The organism is Streptomyces canarius (genome assembly GCF_014650735.1).
GTDB lineage: Bacteria > Actinomycetota > Actinomycetes > Streptomycetales > Streptomycetaceae > Streptomyces > Streptomyces olivaceoviridis.
In genome coordinates this window covers 187,730-203,210 of the sequence record NZ_BMVN01000004.1, presented here as the reverse complement: position 1 = coordinate 203,210, position 15,481 = coordinate 187,730, and the positions used below count along the sequence as shown (strand labels likewise).

Annotated in this window: 13 protein-coding genes; 8 read left to right on the top strand and 5 right to left on the bottom strand. The window is 70.9% G+C overall.

The window, feature by feature from the left end:
- Nucleotides 1–307: 307 nt before the first annotated feature.
- Nucleotides 308–1,435 (bottom strand): magnesium and cobalt transport protein CorA, encoded by a 1,128-nt coding sequence (locus tag IE294_RS07875; protein WP_189883744.1) that lies wholly within the window; start codon nt 1,433–1,435, stop codon nt 308–310.
- Between the two features lie 176 nt (nt 1,436–1,611).
- Between IE294_RS07875 and IE294_RS07870 the strand changes: the two genes are divergently transcribed.
- Nucleotides 1,612–2,406 (top strand): methyltransferase, encoded by a 795-nt coding sequence (locus tag IE294_RS07870; RefSeq protein ID WP_189883743.1) that lies wholly within the window; start codon nt 1,612–1,614, stop codon nt 2,404–2,406.
- A gap of 213 nt (nt 2,407–2,619) precedes the next feature.
- Here the strand turns inward: IE294_RS07870 and IE294_RS07865 are convergent, their stop codons facing one another.
- Nucleotides 2,620–3,555, bottom strand: coding sequence for a carbohydrate kinase family protein (locus tag IE294_RS07865; protein ID WP_373315788.1), 936 nt, complete (start codon nt 3,553–3,555; stop codon nt 2,620–2,622).
- A complete protein-coding gene (locus tag IE294_RS07860; RefSeq protein ID WP_189883742.1) occupies nt 3,540–4,448 on the bottom strand; it encodes a pseudouridine-5'-phosphate glycosidase in 909 nt (302 codons plus the stop codon). Before IE294_RS07860 ends, IE294_RS07865 begins: the two co-directional genes overlap by 16 nt.
- Nucleotides 4,449–4,548: 100 nt before the next feature.
- On the opposite strand from IE294_RS07860, the gene IE294_RS07855 reads away from it, so the two are divergent.
- Entirely contained in the window at nt 4,549–4,980 is a 432-nt protein-coding gene (locus IE294_RS07855; protein WP_189883740.1) for a VOC family protein, read from the top strand.
- A 16-nt stretch (nt 4,981–4,996) separates the two neighbouring features.
- Here IE294_RS07855 and IE294_RS07850 read toward each other — a convergent pair whose 3' ends face one another.
- Together IE294_RS07850 and IE294_RS07845 are read right to left on the bottom strand one after the other, a co-directional pair.
- The gene (locus IE294_RS07850) at nt 4,997–5,551 is read right to left on the bottom strand and encodes a methylated-DNA--[protein]-cysteine S-methyltransferase (protein WP_189815527.1); all 555 of its coding nucleotides are present in this window, start codon (nt 5,549–5,551) and stop codon (nt 4,997–4,999) included.
- 41 nt (nt 5,552–5,592) lie between these two features.
- Entirely contained in the window at nt 5,593–6,465 is an 873-nt protein-coding gene (locus IE294_RS07845; RefSeq protein WP_189883738.1) for a glycerophosphodiester phosphodiesterase, read from the bottom strand.
- A gap of 279 nt (nt 6,466–6,744) precedes the next feature.
- Between IE294_RS07845 and IE294_RS07840 the strand changes: the two genes are divergently transcribed.
- The 6 genes from IE294_RS07840 (at nt 6,745) to IE294_RS07815 (ending at nt 15,457) form a co-directional block, all read left to right on the top strand.
- A complete protein-coding gene (locus tag IE294_RS07840; protein ID WP_189883736.1) occupies nt 6,745–7,623 on the top strand; it encodes an MHYT domain-containing protein in 879 nt (292 codons plus the stop codon).
- Nucleotides 7,624–7,663: 40 nt separating this feature from the next.
- The gene (uvrB, locus tag IE294_RS07835) at nt 7,664–9,811 is read left to right on the top strand and encodes an excinuclease ABC subunit UvrB (protein ID WP_189883734.1); all 2,148 of its coding nucleotides are present in this window, start codon (nt 7,664–7,666) and stop codon (nt 9,809–9,811) included.
- 172 nt (nt 9,812–9,983) lie between these two features.
- Entirely contained in the window at nt 9,984–10,562 is a 579-nt protein-coding gene (locus tag IE294_RS07830) for a TerD family protein (RefSeq protein WP_014672031.1), read from the top strand.
- Nucleotides 10,563–10,828: 266 nt separating this feature from the next.
- Complete coding sequence (locus IE294_RS07825) at nt 10,829–12,880, top strand: TerD family protein (RefSeq protein WP_189883733.1); 2,052 nt, start codon at nt 10,829–10,831, stop codon at nt 12,878–12,880.
- Between the two features lie 228 nt (nt 12,881–13,108).
- The gene (locus IE294_RS07820; RefSeq protein WP_189883732.1) at nt 13,109–14,110 is read left to right on the top strand and encodes a TerC family protein; all 1,002 of its coding nucleotides are present in this window, start codon (nt 13,109–13,111) and stop codon (nt 14,108–14,110) included.
- Between the two features lie 246 nt (nt 14,111–14,356).
- Nucleotides 14,357–15,457 carry a calcium:cation antiporter gene (locus IE294_RS07815; RefSeq protein ID WP_189883731.1) on the top strand — a complete coding sequence of 367 codons (1,101 nt, stop codon included), beginning with the start codon at nt 14,357–14,359 and terminating at the stop codon, nt 15,455–15,457.
- The last annotated feature ends 24 nt before the right edge of the window (nt 15,458–15,481 follow it).

Here is a 15,481-nt window from a genome sequence, read left to right as displayed (position 1 = left end):
GTTCTTCTCGTCCGTCGACCGCCGTCAGAAGGTGCGCAACCTCCGCCGCGACCCGCGGTATCAGCCGCTCCGTCTTCGACCTGGCGAACCCCTGTCACTCGGCCGTGATCCGGGGCGTCGCAGAGATCTGCCGGACGAGGACAAGCGGCTCCCGTACCTTCACGCCCTGACCGGGTCCAGCCGGGGTTCCCACGTGGCCATCGGGAGCCGGCACCTCGCAGCCCCGTCCGCAGCCCCGTCCGCAGCCCCGTCCGCAGCCCGGTCCGCAGCTCGGACCTGCGACCCCCGGTCCCCGTGACCTCGCCGTTCAGAGCCAGCCGTTGCGCCGGAAGCCCCGGTACACCGCCAGACACGCCCCCGCCGTCACGGCCATGATCAGTGGGTAGCCGAATCGCCAGTGCAGCTCCGGCATGTGCTCGAAGTTCATGCCGTACACCCCGCACACCATCGTCGGCACGGCGACCACCGCGGCCCAGGCCGTGATCTTCCGCATGTCCTCGTTCTGCGCCACCGTCACCTGCGCGAGATGCGCCTGGAGGATGGAGTTGAGCAACTCGTCGAACGCGGCGATCTGTTCCTTGGCCCGGATCAAGTGGTCGAGGACATCCCGGAAGTAGGTCTGTATCTCCGGCGCGACGACCCGTATCGGCCGCGTCGCCAGGTCTTCCACCGGGCGGCCCAATGGCACCACCGCCCGCTTCAGCTCCAGCAGTTCGCGCTTCATCTGGTAGATGCGGCCCGCGTCCAGACGCGCGCCGTTCTCCGAGAACACGTCCGTCTCGACCTGGTCGATGTCGGCCTGCACCGCGTCCGTGACGCTGAGATAGTCGTCGACCACGTGGTCGGCGATCGCGTGCAGCACCGCCGCCGGCCCCTTGGCCAGCTGGTGCGGGTCCGCCTCCAACTCCTCGCGCAACGGCCCCAATGAGCCGTGCAGGCCGTGCCGCACCGTGATCACGAAGTCCTCGCCGACGAACACCATGATCTCGCCGGTGTCCACCACCTCGCTGGTCGCCGTCAACTGCTCGTGCTCGACGTAACAGACGGTCTTGAACACCGCGAAGAGCGTGTCCCCGTAGCGCTCCAGCTTCGGCCGCTGGTGTGCCTCGACCGCGTCCTCCACCGCCAGCGGATGCAGGTCGAACAGCTCGGCGATGCCGGTGAACTCACGGTCCGTCGGCTCGTGCAACCCGAGCCAGACGAAGCCCTCGCCGGTCTTGCGTACTAGCCGTACGGCATCCACCAGGTCGGCGCACCCGGGCACGCGCACGCCGTCCTGATACGTCACGCACTTCACCACCGACGAGCCCAGCGGCGACCTGGCGGGATGGCTCAGGTCCACGCGCGGCCGGCGCCGGGCCAACCGCGCCACCTTGCGCAGGCCGCCGACCCTGCCCAGCCCCGTGACCTTCCGCAGATTCCCTGCCATGGACATCTGGATCTCCTCGTGTGGATCTCCTCGCCTGACGCTTTCGCGCCTTGCCCGGCAAGTCTGCCAGTCCTCGGCGAAGTCCGGGCAAGCCTGTGGGAACAGGGAGTTCCGCTTTGTTCCCGCCTGTGGACAAAGGGGCGACCGAGCCGGACGGGCCGGCTGACTGGGATGATCGGAGCATGGCGCGCTCCGACGGATACCTCCTGGACAACCGGCAGAACGAGGCGGGCGAACGCTTCGACGCCTTCACCGCCCTCTTCGACCCCACGACCTTCCGGCACCTCGAAGGACTCGGCATCGGCCCCGGCTGGCGCTGCTGGGAAGTGGGAGCCGGCGGCCCCTCCGTCGCGTCCTGGCTCGCCGAGAAGGTGGGGCCGGCCGGTCAGGTCGTCGCCACCGACATCGACACCTCCCGGCTCACCGCCGCGGCCCGCCCGCCGGTGGAGATCCGCGTCCACGACGTGGGCGCCGAGGAGCCGCCGGGCGAGGGCTTCGACCTGGTCCACGCCCGGCTCGTCCTCGTGCACGTACCCGACCGGGAACGGGCCCTGCGGAACATGATCAAATCCCTGCGGCCCGGCGGACGCCTGCTGATCGAGGACGCCGACCCCGCCCTCCAGCCCCTGACCTGCCCCGACGAGTACGGCCCCGAGCAGCGACTCGCCAACCGGCTGCGCCAAGGCTTCCGCGAGCTGCTCGCCGACCGCGGTGCCGACCTGTCCTACGGCCGCAAACTCCCACGCCTGCTCCGCGAGGCCGGACTCCACGACGTGGAGGCCGACGCGTACTTCCCCGTGGCCTCGCCCGCCTGCACCGCCCTGGAGACCGCGACGGTCCGCCAGATCCGTGCCCGGCTCGTCGCCGCCGGCCTGGCCACCGACGCGGAGATCGACCAGCACCTGGCCAACGTGGAGACCGGCACGATGGACCTGACCACCGCGCCGATGATCTCGGCGTGGGGACGCAAGGGGTAGCCGGCGGCAGAGGGGCACTCGGGGCTGCCGGACCGTTTCAGCGTCCGGCGGTTCTACGCGCCTGCCGGAGTAGCCGCCGGCAGGGCCCCGATGTCCGGCAGAGGGCATGACCGGCCGGCCACTGTTCGCAAGCCCCCCGATACCTGGCGAAGGCGGCCCACCGTTCGCGAGCCCCTGACAGCCGGCGGAAGCGGCCGGCACGTCCCCGTCCGCCTAACCCCCGTCGCCCGGAAGCGGCGGTCTGCCGCCCACCCGTCCCACCGCCTCCGCACCCGCCCGGCAACCCCGTGCCGCCGCTTCCTCCGGGGCCACGCCAGCGAGCAGGGCGGCCAGGAACGCGCCGGTGAAGGCGTCACCCGCGCCCGTGGTGTCCCGGGGCTCCGCCGGCACGGCCGGAACCCGGGCCGGCGCGGCGCCGGAACGGGCCACGAGCGCCCCGTCCGCACCCGCCTTGGCCACCACCAGCGGCACGAGACGGCTCAGCTTCGCCGCCGCGTCCGCCGGATCCGGCAGCCCCGTCAGCAGACATGCCTCGTCCCGGCTGGGCAGCAGCACGTCCAGCGCCTCCGCGAACGCCAGGAAGCGGTCCACCCCCAGCTCGACCAGGAAGCCGGCCGAGGCAGGGTCCAGGCTGACCGGCACACCACGCGCGCGTGCCGCCGCGAGCGCGATTTCCGCGAGCGCCCGGCTCGACTCCGTGAACAGCAGATAGCCCGACAGATGCAGCCGGGCCACCCCGTCGAGCAGTGCGTCCGACCAGTCGGCGGGGCCGAGCCGCAGGGATGCCCCGCTGTCCGTCAGGAACGTCCGCTCGGCCGCCGCACCCGTGTCGACGAGGCAGATCACGGTCCCGGTCGCCGCCTCCCGGTCCACCACGAGCCGGGGCCGCACCCCGGCCGCGGCCAGCTCGCGCTCGTGCCACGCGGCGGCGTCGGCGCCCACCCGCCCCAGCAGCCGTACGTTTGCGCAGCCCGTGTGGGCGGCCCAGCAGGCCACATTGGCGCCCGCGCCGCCCGGCAGCCTCCGGATCACGGCGGCCGTGTCGGTGCCGGCCGCGAGCGGCCCCCGATGCCGGGCGACGACGTCCGTGACCACGTCGCCGACGACCAACAGCGCGCCGCTGCGGGCCGCGGTCACTCCCTGGCCCACGCCGTGGCGATCCGCGCCGCGAGCCGGACGTTGCCGCGCACCGCCGCCAGGTTGGCGCTCAGCGAGGCACCGTCCGTGTGCCGGACCAGGTGGTCCAGCAGGAACGGAGTCACCGCCTGCCCGGTGACGCCCTGTTCCGCGCAGGCGCGCAGCGCGTCGGCGAGCACGCGCGCGTGCAGCTCGGGATCGAGCTGTTCCGCCTCCGGGACGGGTTGGGCGACGATCAGCGCCGACTCCGGTGCGTCCAGCGCGTCCTGGGCGCGCATGACGGCGGCGACCTGCTCCGGGGTGTCCAGCGTCCAGTCGACCGGATGCCCCGAGTCCGACAGATAGAAGCCGGGGAACCGGTCCGTGCCGTACCCGGCGACGGCCACGCCCAGTGTCTCCAGCCGTTGCAGTGTCGCCGGTACGTCCAGGATCGACTTCACGCCCGCGCACACCACCGTGATCCGGGTCCGCGCCAGCAGTCCCAGGTCGGCCGACTCGTCCTGGGTCACGGTCCACTCCCGGTGCACCCCGCCCAGCCCACCGGTGGCGAACACTCGTACCCCCGCGAGGGAGGCCAGCTGCGCCGTCGCCGACACGGTGGTCGCGCCGCTCGCCCCCGCCGCCACGGCGAGCGGCAGGTCACGATGGCCCAGCTTGCGGATGCCGTCCTCGTTCGCGACCCGCTCCAGCTGGTCCTTGTCCAGGCCGACCCGGGGCCGCCCGTCGAGCACGGCGATGGTCGCGGGCACGGCGCCCTCCCGCCGCACCGCTTCCTCCAGCTCCAGCGCCACCTGCATGTTGCGCGGACGAGGCAGGCCGTGCGCGATGATCGTGGACTCCAGAGCCACCACCGGCCGCCGCGCGTCGATCGCCTCCCGGACTTCTTCCGACACCACCAGCACCACGTGCCCGCCTCCTGTCCGTCGGTCCCTTCCTAGTCTCTGGCGGGCGCCGGCCCCGGATAAACGCTTGTGACCCGTCGTGGAGGCCACCAGCCTGGTGCCCATGAGGAACAACACCACGCGCCTCGACCACGTCGTCCTGTGGGTGGCCGACCCGGTCGCCGCGGCAGCCTTCTACGAGACGGCCGTCGGCCTGGCGCCGGTCAGGGTCGCCGAGTACGCGGAGGGCAAGGTGGCCTTCCCCTCCGTACGCGTCAACGAGGACACCATCCTCGACCTCGCCCCGCACAGCTTCGCCGATCAGATGAGGATGCTGCCCGGTTCCGCCGACAGTGCGGGCCACCCCGTCAACCACGTCTGCCTGTCGCTGCCGGCCGAGGCCTTCGACGCCCTGCGCGCGCGCCTGGAGGAACACGGCGTCCCCGTGTCGGGCATCGACCACGGCCTGTCCGGGGCCCGCGGCGACGCCACGCGCAGCTTCTACTTCCGCGACCCGGACGGCAACATCTTCGAGGCCCGGCACTACGACGACTAGCCGCGCCCCGGACCGGTCAGAACAGCGGCTCCGGCAGCACACCCTCCAGGGCGAGCAGCTTCCGCTTGGTCTCCAGCCCGCCCCCGAAACCGCCGATGCCGCCACCGCTCTCCACCACCCGGTGGCAGGGCACGACCACCGGCAGCGGATTGGCGCCCATCGCCGCGCCGACCGCCTGCGCCCCGCCGGGCTGGCCGACCCGGCCCGCCAGATCGCCGTACCCCACCACGGTGCCGTACGGCACACCGGAGGCCAGTTCGCGCAGGACCTGCCGGTTGAAACCGGAGATCAGCGACCAGTCCAGCGGCAGGTCGAAGTCGTGCCGCCGCCCCGCGAAGTAGGCCCGCAGCTGGCGTATCGCCTCGGCCAGCAGCGGCGAGTCCGGATCTTCCACGGGCTCGGAACCCAGCCGTGCGGCCAGCCGCTCCAGCGCCCGGTCGCGCACCGCGTCCGAGGCGTGGAAGACGACGTTGACCAGGCCGTCGCGGGTCGCCGCCAGCATCAGCGGGCCGATGTCCGTCGCGACGACGGCCCACACGACCCGCTGCTCATCCTGCCCATGGCTGTCCATGCGCCTACCGTACGACCCACCACTGACAACGCCCGCCCGGCTCAGTCCGAACCCAGCGCGGCCCGCACCACGTCGGGCTTGTTGCTGATGATCCCGTCGACCCCGTAACCGGCGACTTCGCGGGCGGTGGCAGCGTCGTCCACCGTCCAGGCGAAGAGTTCCAGCGGCCGGCCGTGCGGTCCGTCCAAGGCGTGCACGGAGGCGACGTACCCCTGGGAGAGTGACCCGTACGAGGGATTGATCAGGTCGGTGAAGCGCGTGAACCGGTGCAGCTCCGCCACGGTGGGCGTGCCGAGGTAGCCGGTGATGACCGCCGGCTTCAGCTCGTGCACGGTCCGCACGCTGTCGGCGCTGAAGCTCTGCACGACCAGTCGCCCCAGGTGCCCGCCGTCCAGCCAGCCCTCGTTGTCGAGGAGCTTCAGCGTCTGCTGCTCGATGCCCGGGTACAGCTCCGGATTCTTGATCTCAAGGAGGAGTTTCTCGTGATTGTGTTCGATCCGGCGCATGTACTCCTTCAGCGTCGGCACACGCGCGCCCGCGTACGCGGGGGAGAACCAGCTGCCTGCGTCCAACCGGGCGATCTCGGCGGCGGTGAAGTCCCGAACCTTCCACGGCGCCCGGTCGGGGAAGACCTCCTCGACGTCGGTGGTGCGCTGCAAGGTGTCGTCGTGCAGGACGACCAGCTCGCCGTCCTTGGTGCGCTGGACGTCGTTCTCGACCCAGGAGAAGCCCAGTTCGGCGGCCTTGTCGACGGCGGCCAGCGTGTTCTCGGGTGCGTAGGTGGAGGCGCCCCGGTGGGCGATCACCATGGGCATGCCGTGCTCGCCCGCCCGGGCGTCGGACGTGGGGCTCAGCAGGGAGATCACCGCCCCCAGGGCCGCGGCGACCGGGGCGGCGACTACGCGCGCGTGCATGCGTACTCCTCGCATCGAGCGGATACGGACAGCAACAGACTGACAGCATCGAGTCAACGCCACTCGGCGCACGGCGGCCACACATTGACTGGAGTTGTCCAAGTCCGCACACCGGTGCCGCACAACTGCGGCAAGGCCGTGTTTCTTTGCCGGAAAATCGTTCGACCCTTCCGGTGGGGGTCATACTCTCTGCGACACCCCTGACCGCCCGCGCGGTCCTGGGACGGGGACGTATTCGGGTTTTTCCGGGACAGAAGAAGGCGGGAAGGGCAGCCGCGGATGCAAGGCACGGTCGACGGATTCAGTTACGGGGCCGTCACCCCATTGGTGGCCTACCTGATGGCGTGCCTCGGTGGCGCGCTCGGCCTGCGCTGCACCACACGATCCCTGCTGGTCACGCACGCACGGCGGCCCGCCTGGCTGGCCCTCGGCTCGGCGGCGATCGGCTCCGGCATCTGGACCATGCACTTCGTCGCCATGATGGGCTTCAGCATCAAAGAGGCACCGCTCCACTACGACAAGCCGATCACCTATGCGAGCCTCGGCCTCGCCATCGTCATGGTCGGCGTCGGGATCTTCATCGTCGGCTACCAGGGCGCCACCGGCATCCCGCTGTTCACCGGCGGCACGATCACCGGTCTGGGCGTCGCCTCGATGCACTACCTCGGTATGGCGGGCGTCCGCTTCCACGGACGGTTCACCTACAACACGTTCACCGTCGCCGCCTCCGTCGTCATAGCGGTCGTGGCCGCCACCACCGCCCTGTGGGCCGCCGGACAGGTGCGGGGCTTCCTGTGGAGCATCGGCGCGAGCCTCGTCATGGGGCTCGCGGTCAGCGGTATGCACTACACCGGCATGGCCGCGCTGAGCGTCCACCTCGACGGCCCCTCCCACACCCCCGGGGGCGTGCCCGCCGCGTCCGTGCTGGCGCCCATGCTGATCGGCCCGCTCGCCTTCCTGCTCCTCGCGGGCGCCGTCGTGATCTTCGACCCGCTGATGGTCATGGGCCGCCCCGACTGGCGGCCCGTCGAGCGGAAACCGGGCGTCCCGGCCACCGCCGTCGCCTCCCACACCGAACGCCGCCCCACCGATCACGACGGGCGCCGGCCCGCGCGCCGAACCGAGCACCACGCCTCCCGCACCCCGCAGAACCGCTGATCGGAACCGGTTGTCAGTGCGGGGTCGTACGGTTGATGTCATGCGGCCCGTTTCCCACATCGAACGCACGGTGGCGCCCTTCGAGGTCGTCAGCCCCTACCAGCCCAGCGGCGACCAGCCGGCGGCCATCGCCGAGCTGGCCAAGCGCATCGAGTCCGGCGAGAAGGACGTCGTCCTCCTCGGCGCGACCGGCACCGGCAAGTCCGCCACCACCGCGTGGATGATCGAGAAGCTCCAGCGCCCCACGCTCGTGATGGCGCCGAACAAGACGCTGGCCGCCCAGCTGGCCAACGAGTTCCGCGAGCTGCTGCCGAACAACGCCGTCGAGTACTTCGTCTCGTACTACGACTACTACCAGCCCGAGGCGTACGTCCCGCAGTCGGACACCTACATCGAGAAGGACTCCTCGATCAACGAGGAGGTCGAGCGCCTGCGCCACTCTGCGACCAACTCGCTGCTCACCCGCCGCGACGTCATCGTGGTCGCCTCGGTGTCCTGCATCTACGGCCTCGGTACTCCGCAGGAGTACGTGGACCGCATGGTCACCCTCAGGGTCGGCGACGAGATCGACCGGGACGAGCTGCTGCGCCGCTTCGTCGACATCCAGTACACGCGCAACGACATGGCGTTCACCCGCGGCACCTTCCGGGTCCGCGGAGACACCATCGAGATCTTCCCGGTCTACGAGGAGCTGGCCGTCCGCATCGAGATGTTCGGCGACGAGATCGAGGCGCTGTCCACGCTGCACCCGCTCACCGGCGAGATCATCAGCGACGACCAGCAGCTCTACGTCTTCCCCGCCTCCCACTACGTCGCCGGCCCCGAGCGCATGGAGCGGGCCGTCAACGACATCGAGAAGGAGCTGGGGGAGCGCCTGGCCGAGCTGGAGAAGCAGGGCAAGCTCCTGGAGGCCCAGCGTCTGCGGATGCGCACCACCTACGACATCGAGATGCTCCGCCAGATCGGCACCTGCTCCGGCGTGGAGAACTACTCGATGCACTTCGACGGCCGCTCGCCGGGCTCCCCGCCCAACACGCTGCTGGACTACTTCCCGGACGACTTCCTGCTCGTCATCGACGAGTCGCACGTCACCGTCCCGCAGATCGGCGCGATGTACGAGGGTGACGCCTCCCGCAAGCGCACTCTCGTGGACCACGGCTTCCGCCTGCCCTCCGCCCTCGACAACCGGCCGCTGAAGTGGGAGGAGTTCCAGGAGCGCATCGGGCAGACCGTCTACCTGTCGGCCACCCCGGGCCCCTACGAGCTGTCGCGCTCGGACGGCTTCGTGGAGCAGATCATCCGCCCGACCGGCCTGGTCGACCCGGAGGTCGTGGTCAAGCCCACCGAGGGCCAGATCGACGACCTGGTGCACGAGATCCGCAAGCGCACCGAGAAGGACGAGCGGGTCCTCGTCACCACGCTGACCAAGAAGATGGCCGAGGACCTCACCGACTACTTCCTGGAACTCGGCATCCAGGTGCGCTACCTGCACAGCGACGTCGACACCCTGCGCCGCGTCGAGCTGCTGCGCGAACTGCGCTCCGGTGAGTACGACGTCCTGGTCGGCATCAACCTGCTCCGTGAGGGCCTCGACCTGCCCGAGGTGTCCCTGGTGGCGATCCTGGACGCCGACAAGGAGGGCTTCCTCCGCTCGGGTACCTCGTTGATCCAGACCATCGGCCGCGCGGCACGCAACGTCTCCGGTCAGGTCCACATGTACGCCGACAAGATCACCCCGGCGATGGAGAAGGCCATCGAGGAGACCAACCGCCGCCGGGAGAAGCAGGTCGCCTACAACAAGGCGAACGGCATCGACCCGCAGCCCCTGCGCAAGAAGATCAACGACATCGTCGCCCAGATCGCCCGCGAGGAGGTCGACACGGAACAGCTCCTCGGCTCCGGCTACCGCAAGACGAAGGACGGCAAGGGAGCCAAGGCCCCCGTCCCGTCGCTCGGCGACAAGGCGGCCAAGGGCGCGAAGGCCGGAAAGGCCACCAGGACGGCCAAGGCCAAGGCGGTGCCCACGGACCGTCCCGCGGCCGAACTGGCGGAGCAGATCGAGGAGATGACCGAGCGCATGCGTGCCGCCGCCGCGGAGCTGCAGTTCGAGATCGCGGCCCGGCTGCGCGACGAGGTGTCCGAGATGAAGAAGGAACTGCGCCAGATGCGCGAGGCCGGCCTCGCCTGAGTCTCCGCCCGGTACCGGCCCCCGGCCCGCACGCCAAGTGTTGCAACCCCGACACAAAGCCCGGGCCGGGGGTCGGCACTGTCCGCGGTCCTGCGTAGTGTTCTGATCAACCGCGCGGTGCGCAGCAACGGCTCGGCGCGGCAACAGGGGACCGTCGAGAGGGGATTCAGCCGTGTCCGTCAACTTGTCCAAGGGTCAGGCCATCAGCCTGGAGAAGAAGGACGGGGCCACCCTGACGGCGGTCCGCATGGGCCTCGGCTGGCAGGCCGCCAAGCGGCGCGGCCTGTTCGGCTCCCGCACCCGCGAGATCGACCTGGACGCCTCGGCGGTCCTCTTCGCCGGCGCGGAACCCAAGGACGTCGTCTTCTTCCGCCACCTGGTCAGCGACGACGGTTCCGTGCGCCACACCGGTGACAACCTCGTCGGCGGCGCCGGCCAGGGCGGGGACGACGAGGCCATCCTGGTGGACCTGCAACGCGTCCCGGTCCACATCGACCAGATCGTCTTCACGGTCAACTCCTTCACCGGCCAGACCTTCCAGGAGGTGCAGAACGCCTTCTGCCGGCTCGTGGACGAGACCAACGGCCAGGAACTCGCCCGTTACACCCTGGCCGGTGGCGGCGAGTACACCGCCCAGATCATGGCCAAGGTGCAGCGGGCGGGCTCCGGCTGGACGATGACGGCCATCGGCGCCCCGGCCAGGGGCCGTACCTTCCAGGACCTGATGCCGGCGATCCTGCCGCACCTCTAGGGCCTGTCCGACAGCGCGCGTCCGCCGCGCGACGCCACGCACGTAGTGTCGCCGCGCCCGCCCCAGACCCGAGTGCGTCCCGCACGAGGGCCTGGGCCCGGCACTTTCCCCCGGCCTTCGGCCGGGGGAACCCCAGAGCACGCACCAGACGCCGCGGGGCCGTCCTGCGGGCGACGGACGGGAAGGTGACGACAGGCCCTGGCACCGGACCGCCCGCTCACCCGGCGCGGCACGCACGAGCGAACGACACAGGGGGCGCGACGGCGATGGGAGCCGAGCTGGTGCGGGGGCAGAACCACCCGCTGTCCCAGGTCCGGCTGGAGATCCGGATCTCGGCCGGAGTGCCGGTCCTCGCCGGAGCCACGCTCGGCGACGAGCACGGCACGGTGCACGGCCGCCAGTGGGTGGCCCACCCCGGCGCTTCCCACCTGCCCGGGGTCGAGGTGCCCCGGCAGGTGGCCGCCGAGCACCGCCTGGCCGTCGACCTGGCCGCCCTGCCCGAGGCCGTGCACCGCGTCGACGTGTTCCTCGCCCTGCCCACCGGCACGGCGGGCCCGCTCGGTTTCGGCGCCGTCCCGGCCCCGCACACCACGGTGAGCGGCCACGACGGCACCGAACTGGCCTGTTACACCCTCACCGGCCTGGACACCGAGACGGCCGTGATCGCCCTGGAGCTGTACCGCAGACAGGGCGCCTGGAAAGTGCGCGCGATGGGCCAGGGCTATGCGCGCGGCCTGCCCGCCCTCCTCGCCGACCGGGGGCTGCCCGACGCGGACGACCTCGCGACGGCCATCCAGGAGACGTTGGCCCAGGGCCTGCCCGGTACGACACCCGTACCGCCGACCGATCGCGATCCCCGGACCACCTCCGCTCCGGCACCGCAGGCCTCGCCCACCCATCAGGCGGTGCCCACTTCTCAGCCGGCCACCGCGTCCCCGTCCGCGTCGGCTTCTCAGCCCGCCACCGCTTCACCACCTTCCCCACCCGCGTCGGCTCCTCGGCCCGCCACCGCGTCCCGGTCGCCCGCTTCCGGGCCGGCGGAGCCGCCGCGTTCGTACGGCCCGCGGCGCCCTGACGAGGACGGCGGCCCCGATCCCCACCAGCCGGGCGGCCCCGTCGACTACACACACCCGCGCCGCACCCGCGGCCGTCCGTCCCCGCCCCCGGCCCCCTCGGTCGCCGACGGACAGCCCGCGCGGCCCGTTGCCGGAGACGCTGTGGGCTGGTCGATGGAGGAACGGCTGTACAACCAGGTCTGGGGCATGTTCGAGGACCTCGCCCGCACCACGGCGGCCTACCGGAGCGCCATCGACTTCGCCGACTCCCGCCTGGAGCAGGAACTGGACCAGGCCCTCGCCGACCCCCGCACGCGGCTCGGCACGGCGGGCGGTGCCGCGCGCGAGGCGGCCCACGTTCGCCGGACCCAGTTGGCCGGCCAAGCGCGGGCAGCCTTCGATCGCGACCTCGCCCAGCTCATCGCCGAGGCCGAGGTGGTCGAACCCGCGCTCCCGCCCGCCTACGCCCGCTGGGACAGCCCCGTCTGGCACGCCTACCGCGTTCCTGCCGAGCCGCCGATGGCGCTGCGGCTCGGCGATGTCCACCTGCCCGAAAGCGCGCCCCTGCGCATCCCCCTGCTGGTCAGGCTGCCCCTGGAGAGGGGGTTGTGGATCGACAGCGGTCCGTCGGCGGCCGACGCCGCTCCCCTGACGGACCCCGCCGAGCTGCGGCACCTGGCCATGTCCGTGGCCGTCGCCCTCGCGGCGCGCCTGCTCGCCGTCCACCCGGCTGGGGAGTTCGCCGTGCAGGTGGTCGACCCTGCCGGTGCCGGGAACCACGCGCTGCTGCCGCTGACGCGGGCCGGGGTTCTCGCGTCGCCGCCCGCGACCGGGGCGGCGGGTGTCTCGCAGACGCTGGAGCGGCTCACCCGGCGGGTCGACCTGGTGCAGATGGCGGTGCGCGGCGGCGCGGCCGAGTCGCTGTCGGCCGATGTGGACACCGCCCAGCAGCTCCTGATCGTCAACGACTTCCCGCACGGGTTCGACGACCGGTCGGTGACCCGGCTCCGGTACCTCGCCGACGAGGGCCCGGCCGCCGGCGTACACCTCCTTCTCGTCGCCGACCGTGGGGAGGCCGCCGCCTACGGCCCCTTGCTCGATCCACTGTGGCGTTCGCTGCTGCGACTCACACCGCTGCCCGACGACCACCTCGCCGATCCGTGGATCGGTCACGCCTGGACATACGAACCCTCACGGCCCCCGGCCGCCGACCGGATCGTGCACGCCGTGCTCACCGAGGTGGCCAGAGTCCGCACCAAGTGATGGTAAAGGTCGCTTGACCAGCTAACTTGGTGTTTCCTTTACTTATTGCTTTACCTTTCCTTGGTGATTGGGGTACAGTCTTCCGTACGGAGGGGAGTACTCCTTGACTGCGGCGCACCCGTCAGTACGGACCGGTCCGGTCCCGGGGCGTCGGCCCATCGCGGGTGGAAGAGACCTCCGGCAGCGACAACGCTGATGTGTTTGCCGTCACGTAATGCCGGAGGTGCAGTGGAAGTCTCCATGACCCTGTGGGTCCTCACCATCGCGGGTCTCGCCGCCCTGATCGCGGTCGACTTCTTCATCGGCCGCAAGCCGCACGAGGTGTCGATCAAGGAAGCGGGCATCTGGACGGTCGTCTGGATCGCCCTGGCCGGTCTCTTCGGTCTCGGCCTCCTCGTCTTCGGTGGCGGGCAACCGGCCGGTGAGTTCTTCGCGGGCTTCATCACCGAGAAGTCCCTGAGCGTCGACAATCTCTTCGTCTTCGTCCTGATCATGGCGAAGTTCGCGGTTCCCGCGCAGTACCAGCAGCGCGTCCTGCTCGTCGGCGTCCTCATAGCCCTGGTCCTGCGGGCCGTCTTCATCGCCGCCGGGGCCGCGATCCTCGCCAGCTTCTCCTGGGTGTTCTACCTCTTCGGCGCCTTCCTGATCTGGACCGCCTGGAAGCTCATCCAGGAGGCCCGTTCGGACGAGGCCGACGAGGAGTACGAGGAGAACAAGCTGCTGAAGGCCGTGGAGCGCAAGTTCGGAGTGGCCGACCGGTACCACGGCACCAAGCTGTGGATCCAGCAGAACGGCAAGCGCGTCATGACCCCGATGCTGGTCGTGATGCTCGCCATCGGCACCACGGACGTGCTGTTCGCCCTGGACTCCATCCCTGCGATCTTCGGTCTGACCCAGGACCCGTACATCGTTTTCACCGCCAACGCGTTCGCCCTGATGGGTCTGCGGCAGCTGTACTTCCTCATCGGCGGGCTGCTCAGGAAGCTGGTCCACCTGTCGTACGGGCTGTCGATCATCCTCGGCTTCATCGGCGTCAAGCTGGTGCTGCACGCCCTGCACGAGTCCGGTGTCCACGTGCCCGAGATCAGCATCCCGGTCTCGCTCGGCGTGATCTGCGCGGTCCTGGCCGTGACCACGGTCACCAGCTTGCTGGCCTCAAAGAAGCAGGCGGCCGTCGAGGAGGCGCATGCCGACGGCGAGGACGCTCGCAAGAGCAGCGTCGATGTCTGACCGGGGCGCAGCGGAAGCACGAGGTTCCGCGTAGCCGCATAGTGAACGGGGATATCGGCCCTCGCCGGGGGTGCGTGATCCCTCGGCGAGGTCATCGGTCCTCGGCGGGGTCTCATCGCCCCTCGGCGGCGTCTCGTAGCGACGCGGGGCCCGGCCCCACCGGCGCCGGGCTCCGCACCGGAAAGGATGAGAGGTATCCGGAAAGAACGGAATGCGAACTCTGTACGCCTCTGCGACCATCGCCGCATGATCACTCGGCTCCGGTCGCTCGCCCGCCAATGGACGATCCTCGTGCCGGTGCTCGCGGTCGTCCTGCTGGTCTTCACCTGGGGCCGGGGCATGCCCGGCGCGGTCGTCGGCCTGATGACCCTCGTTCTCGCCGGTGCCGTCCTGGCAGCCGTGCACCACGCCGAGGTGGTCGCCCACCGAGTCGGCGAGCCCTTCGGTTCCCTGGTGCTCGCCATCGCCGTCACGATCATCGAGGTGGCCTTGATCGTCACCCTCATGGCGGACGGCGGCGACAAGAGTGCCACCCTGGCCCGGGACACCGTCTTCGCCGCGGTGATGATCACCTGCAACGGCGTCGTCGGGATCTGCCTGCTCGTCGCATCCCTGCGGCACGGCACGGCCGTCTTCAACCCCGAGGGCACCGGCGCGGCGCTGGCGACCGTGGCGACGCTGGCCACGCTCAGCCTGGTGCTGCCGACCTTCACCACCAGCAAGCCCGGACCCGAGTTCTCCACCATCCAGCTGACCTTCGCGGCGCTGTCCTCACTGATCCTGTACGGGCTGTTCGTGGCCACCCAGACCGTGCGCCACCGCGACTACTTCCTGCCGATCACCCGGCAGGGAGAGGTCATCACGGCCGACGACCACGCCCGGCCCCCGTCCGCGCGTACCGCCTGGACCAGCCTCGGCCTGCTCGGGCTGGCGCTGATCGGCGTGGTCGGCCTTGCCAAGGGCGTGTCGCCCACGATCGAGTCGGGCGTGGTGGCGGCGGGCCTGCACCAGGCCGTCGTCGGTGTGATCATCGCCCTGCTCGTCCTCCTGCCCGAGACCATCGCCGCCCTGCGCTCCGCTCGCCGCGACCGCGTGCAGACCAGCCTCAACCTGGCGCTCGGCTCCGCGATGGCCAGCATCGGCCTGACCATCCCGGCCGTGGCGCTCGCGTCCGTATGGCTGTCCGGGCCGCTCGTCCTGGGCCTCGGCGCGACCCACATGCTGCTGCTCGCGCTGACCGTGGTGGTCAGTTCCCTGACCGTCGTGCCGGGCCGGGCCACGCCCCTCCAAGGGGGTGTCCACCTGGTGCTGTTCGCCGCCTACCTGGAACTGGCGATCAACCCGTAGCGGGCGGGAAGCCCGCGATGCGTC

Coding starts and splice junctions, on each gene's coding strand:
- IE294_RS07875 (WP_189883744.1), bottom strand. CDS start 1,435: ATGTCCATGGCAGGGAATCTGCGGAAGGTCACGGGGCTGGGCAGGGTC.
- IE294_RS07870 (WP_189883743.1), top strand. CDS start 1,612: ATGGCGCGCTCCGACGGATACCTCCTGGACAACCGGCAGAACGAGGCG.
- IE294_RS07855 (WP_189883740.1), top strand. CDS start 4,549: ATGAGGAACAACACCACGCGCCTCGACCACGTCGTCCTGTGGGTGGCC.
- IE294_RS07850 (WP_189815527.1), bottom strand. CDS start 5,551: ATGGACAGCCATGGGCAGGATGAGCAGCGGGTCGTGTGGGCCGTCGTC.
- IE294_RS07845 (WP_189883738.1), bottom strand. CDS start 6,465: ATGCACGCGCGCGTAGTCGCCGCCCCGGTCGCCGCGGCCCTGGGGGCG.
- IE294_RS07840 (WP_189883736.1), top strand. CDS start 6,745: ATGCAAGGCACGGTCGACGGATTCAGTTACGGGGCCGTCACCCCATTG.
- uvrB (WP_189883734.1), top strand. CDS start 7,664: ATGCGGCCCGTTTCCCACATCGAACGCACGGTGGCGCCCTTCGAGGTC.
- IE294_RS07825 (WP_189883733.1), top strand. CDS start 10,829: ATGGGAGCCGAGCTGGTGCGGGGGCAGAACCACCCGCTGTCCCAGGTC.
- IE294_RS07815 (WP_189883731.1), top strand. CDS start 14,357: ATGATCACTCGGCTCCGGTCGCTCGCCCGCCAATGGACGATCCTCGTG.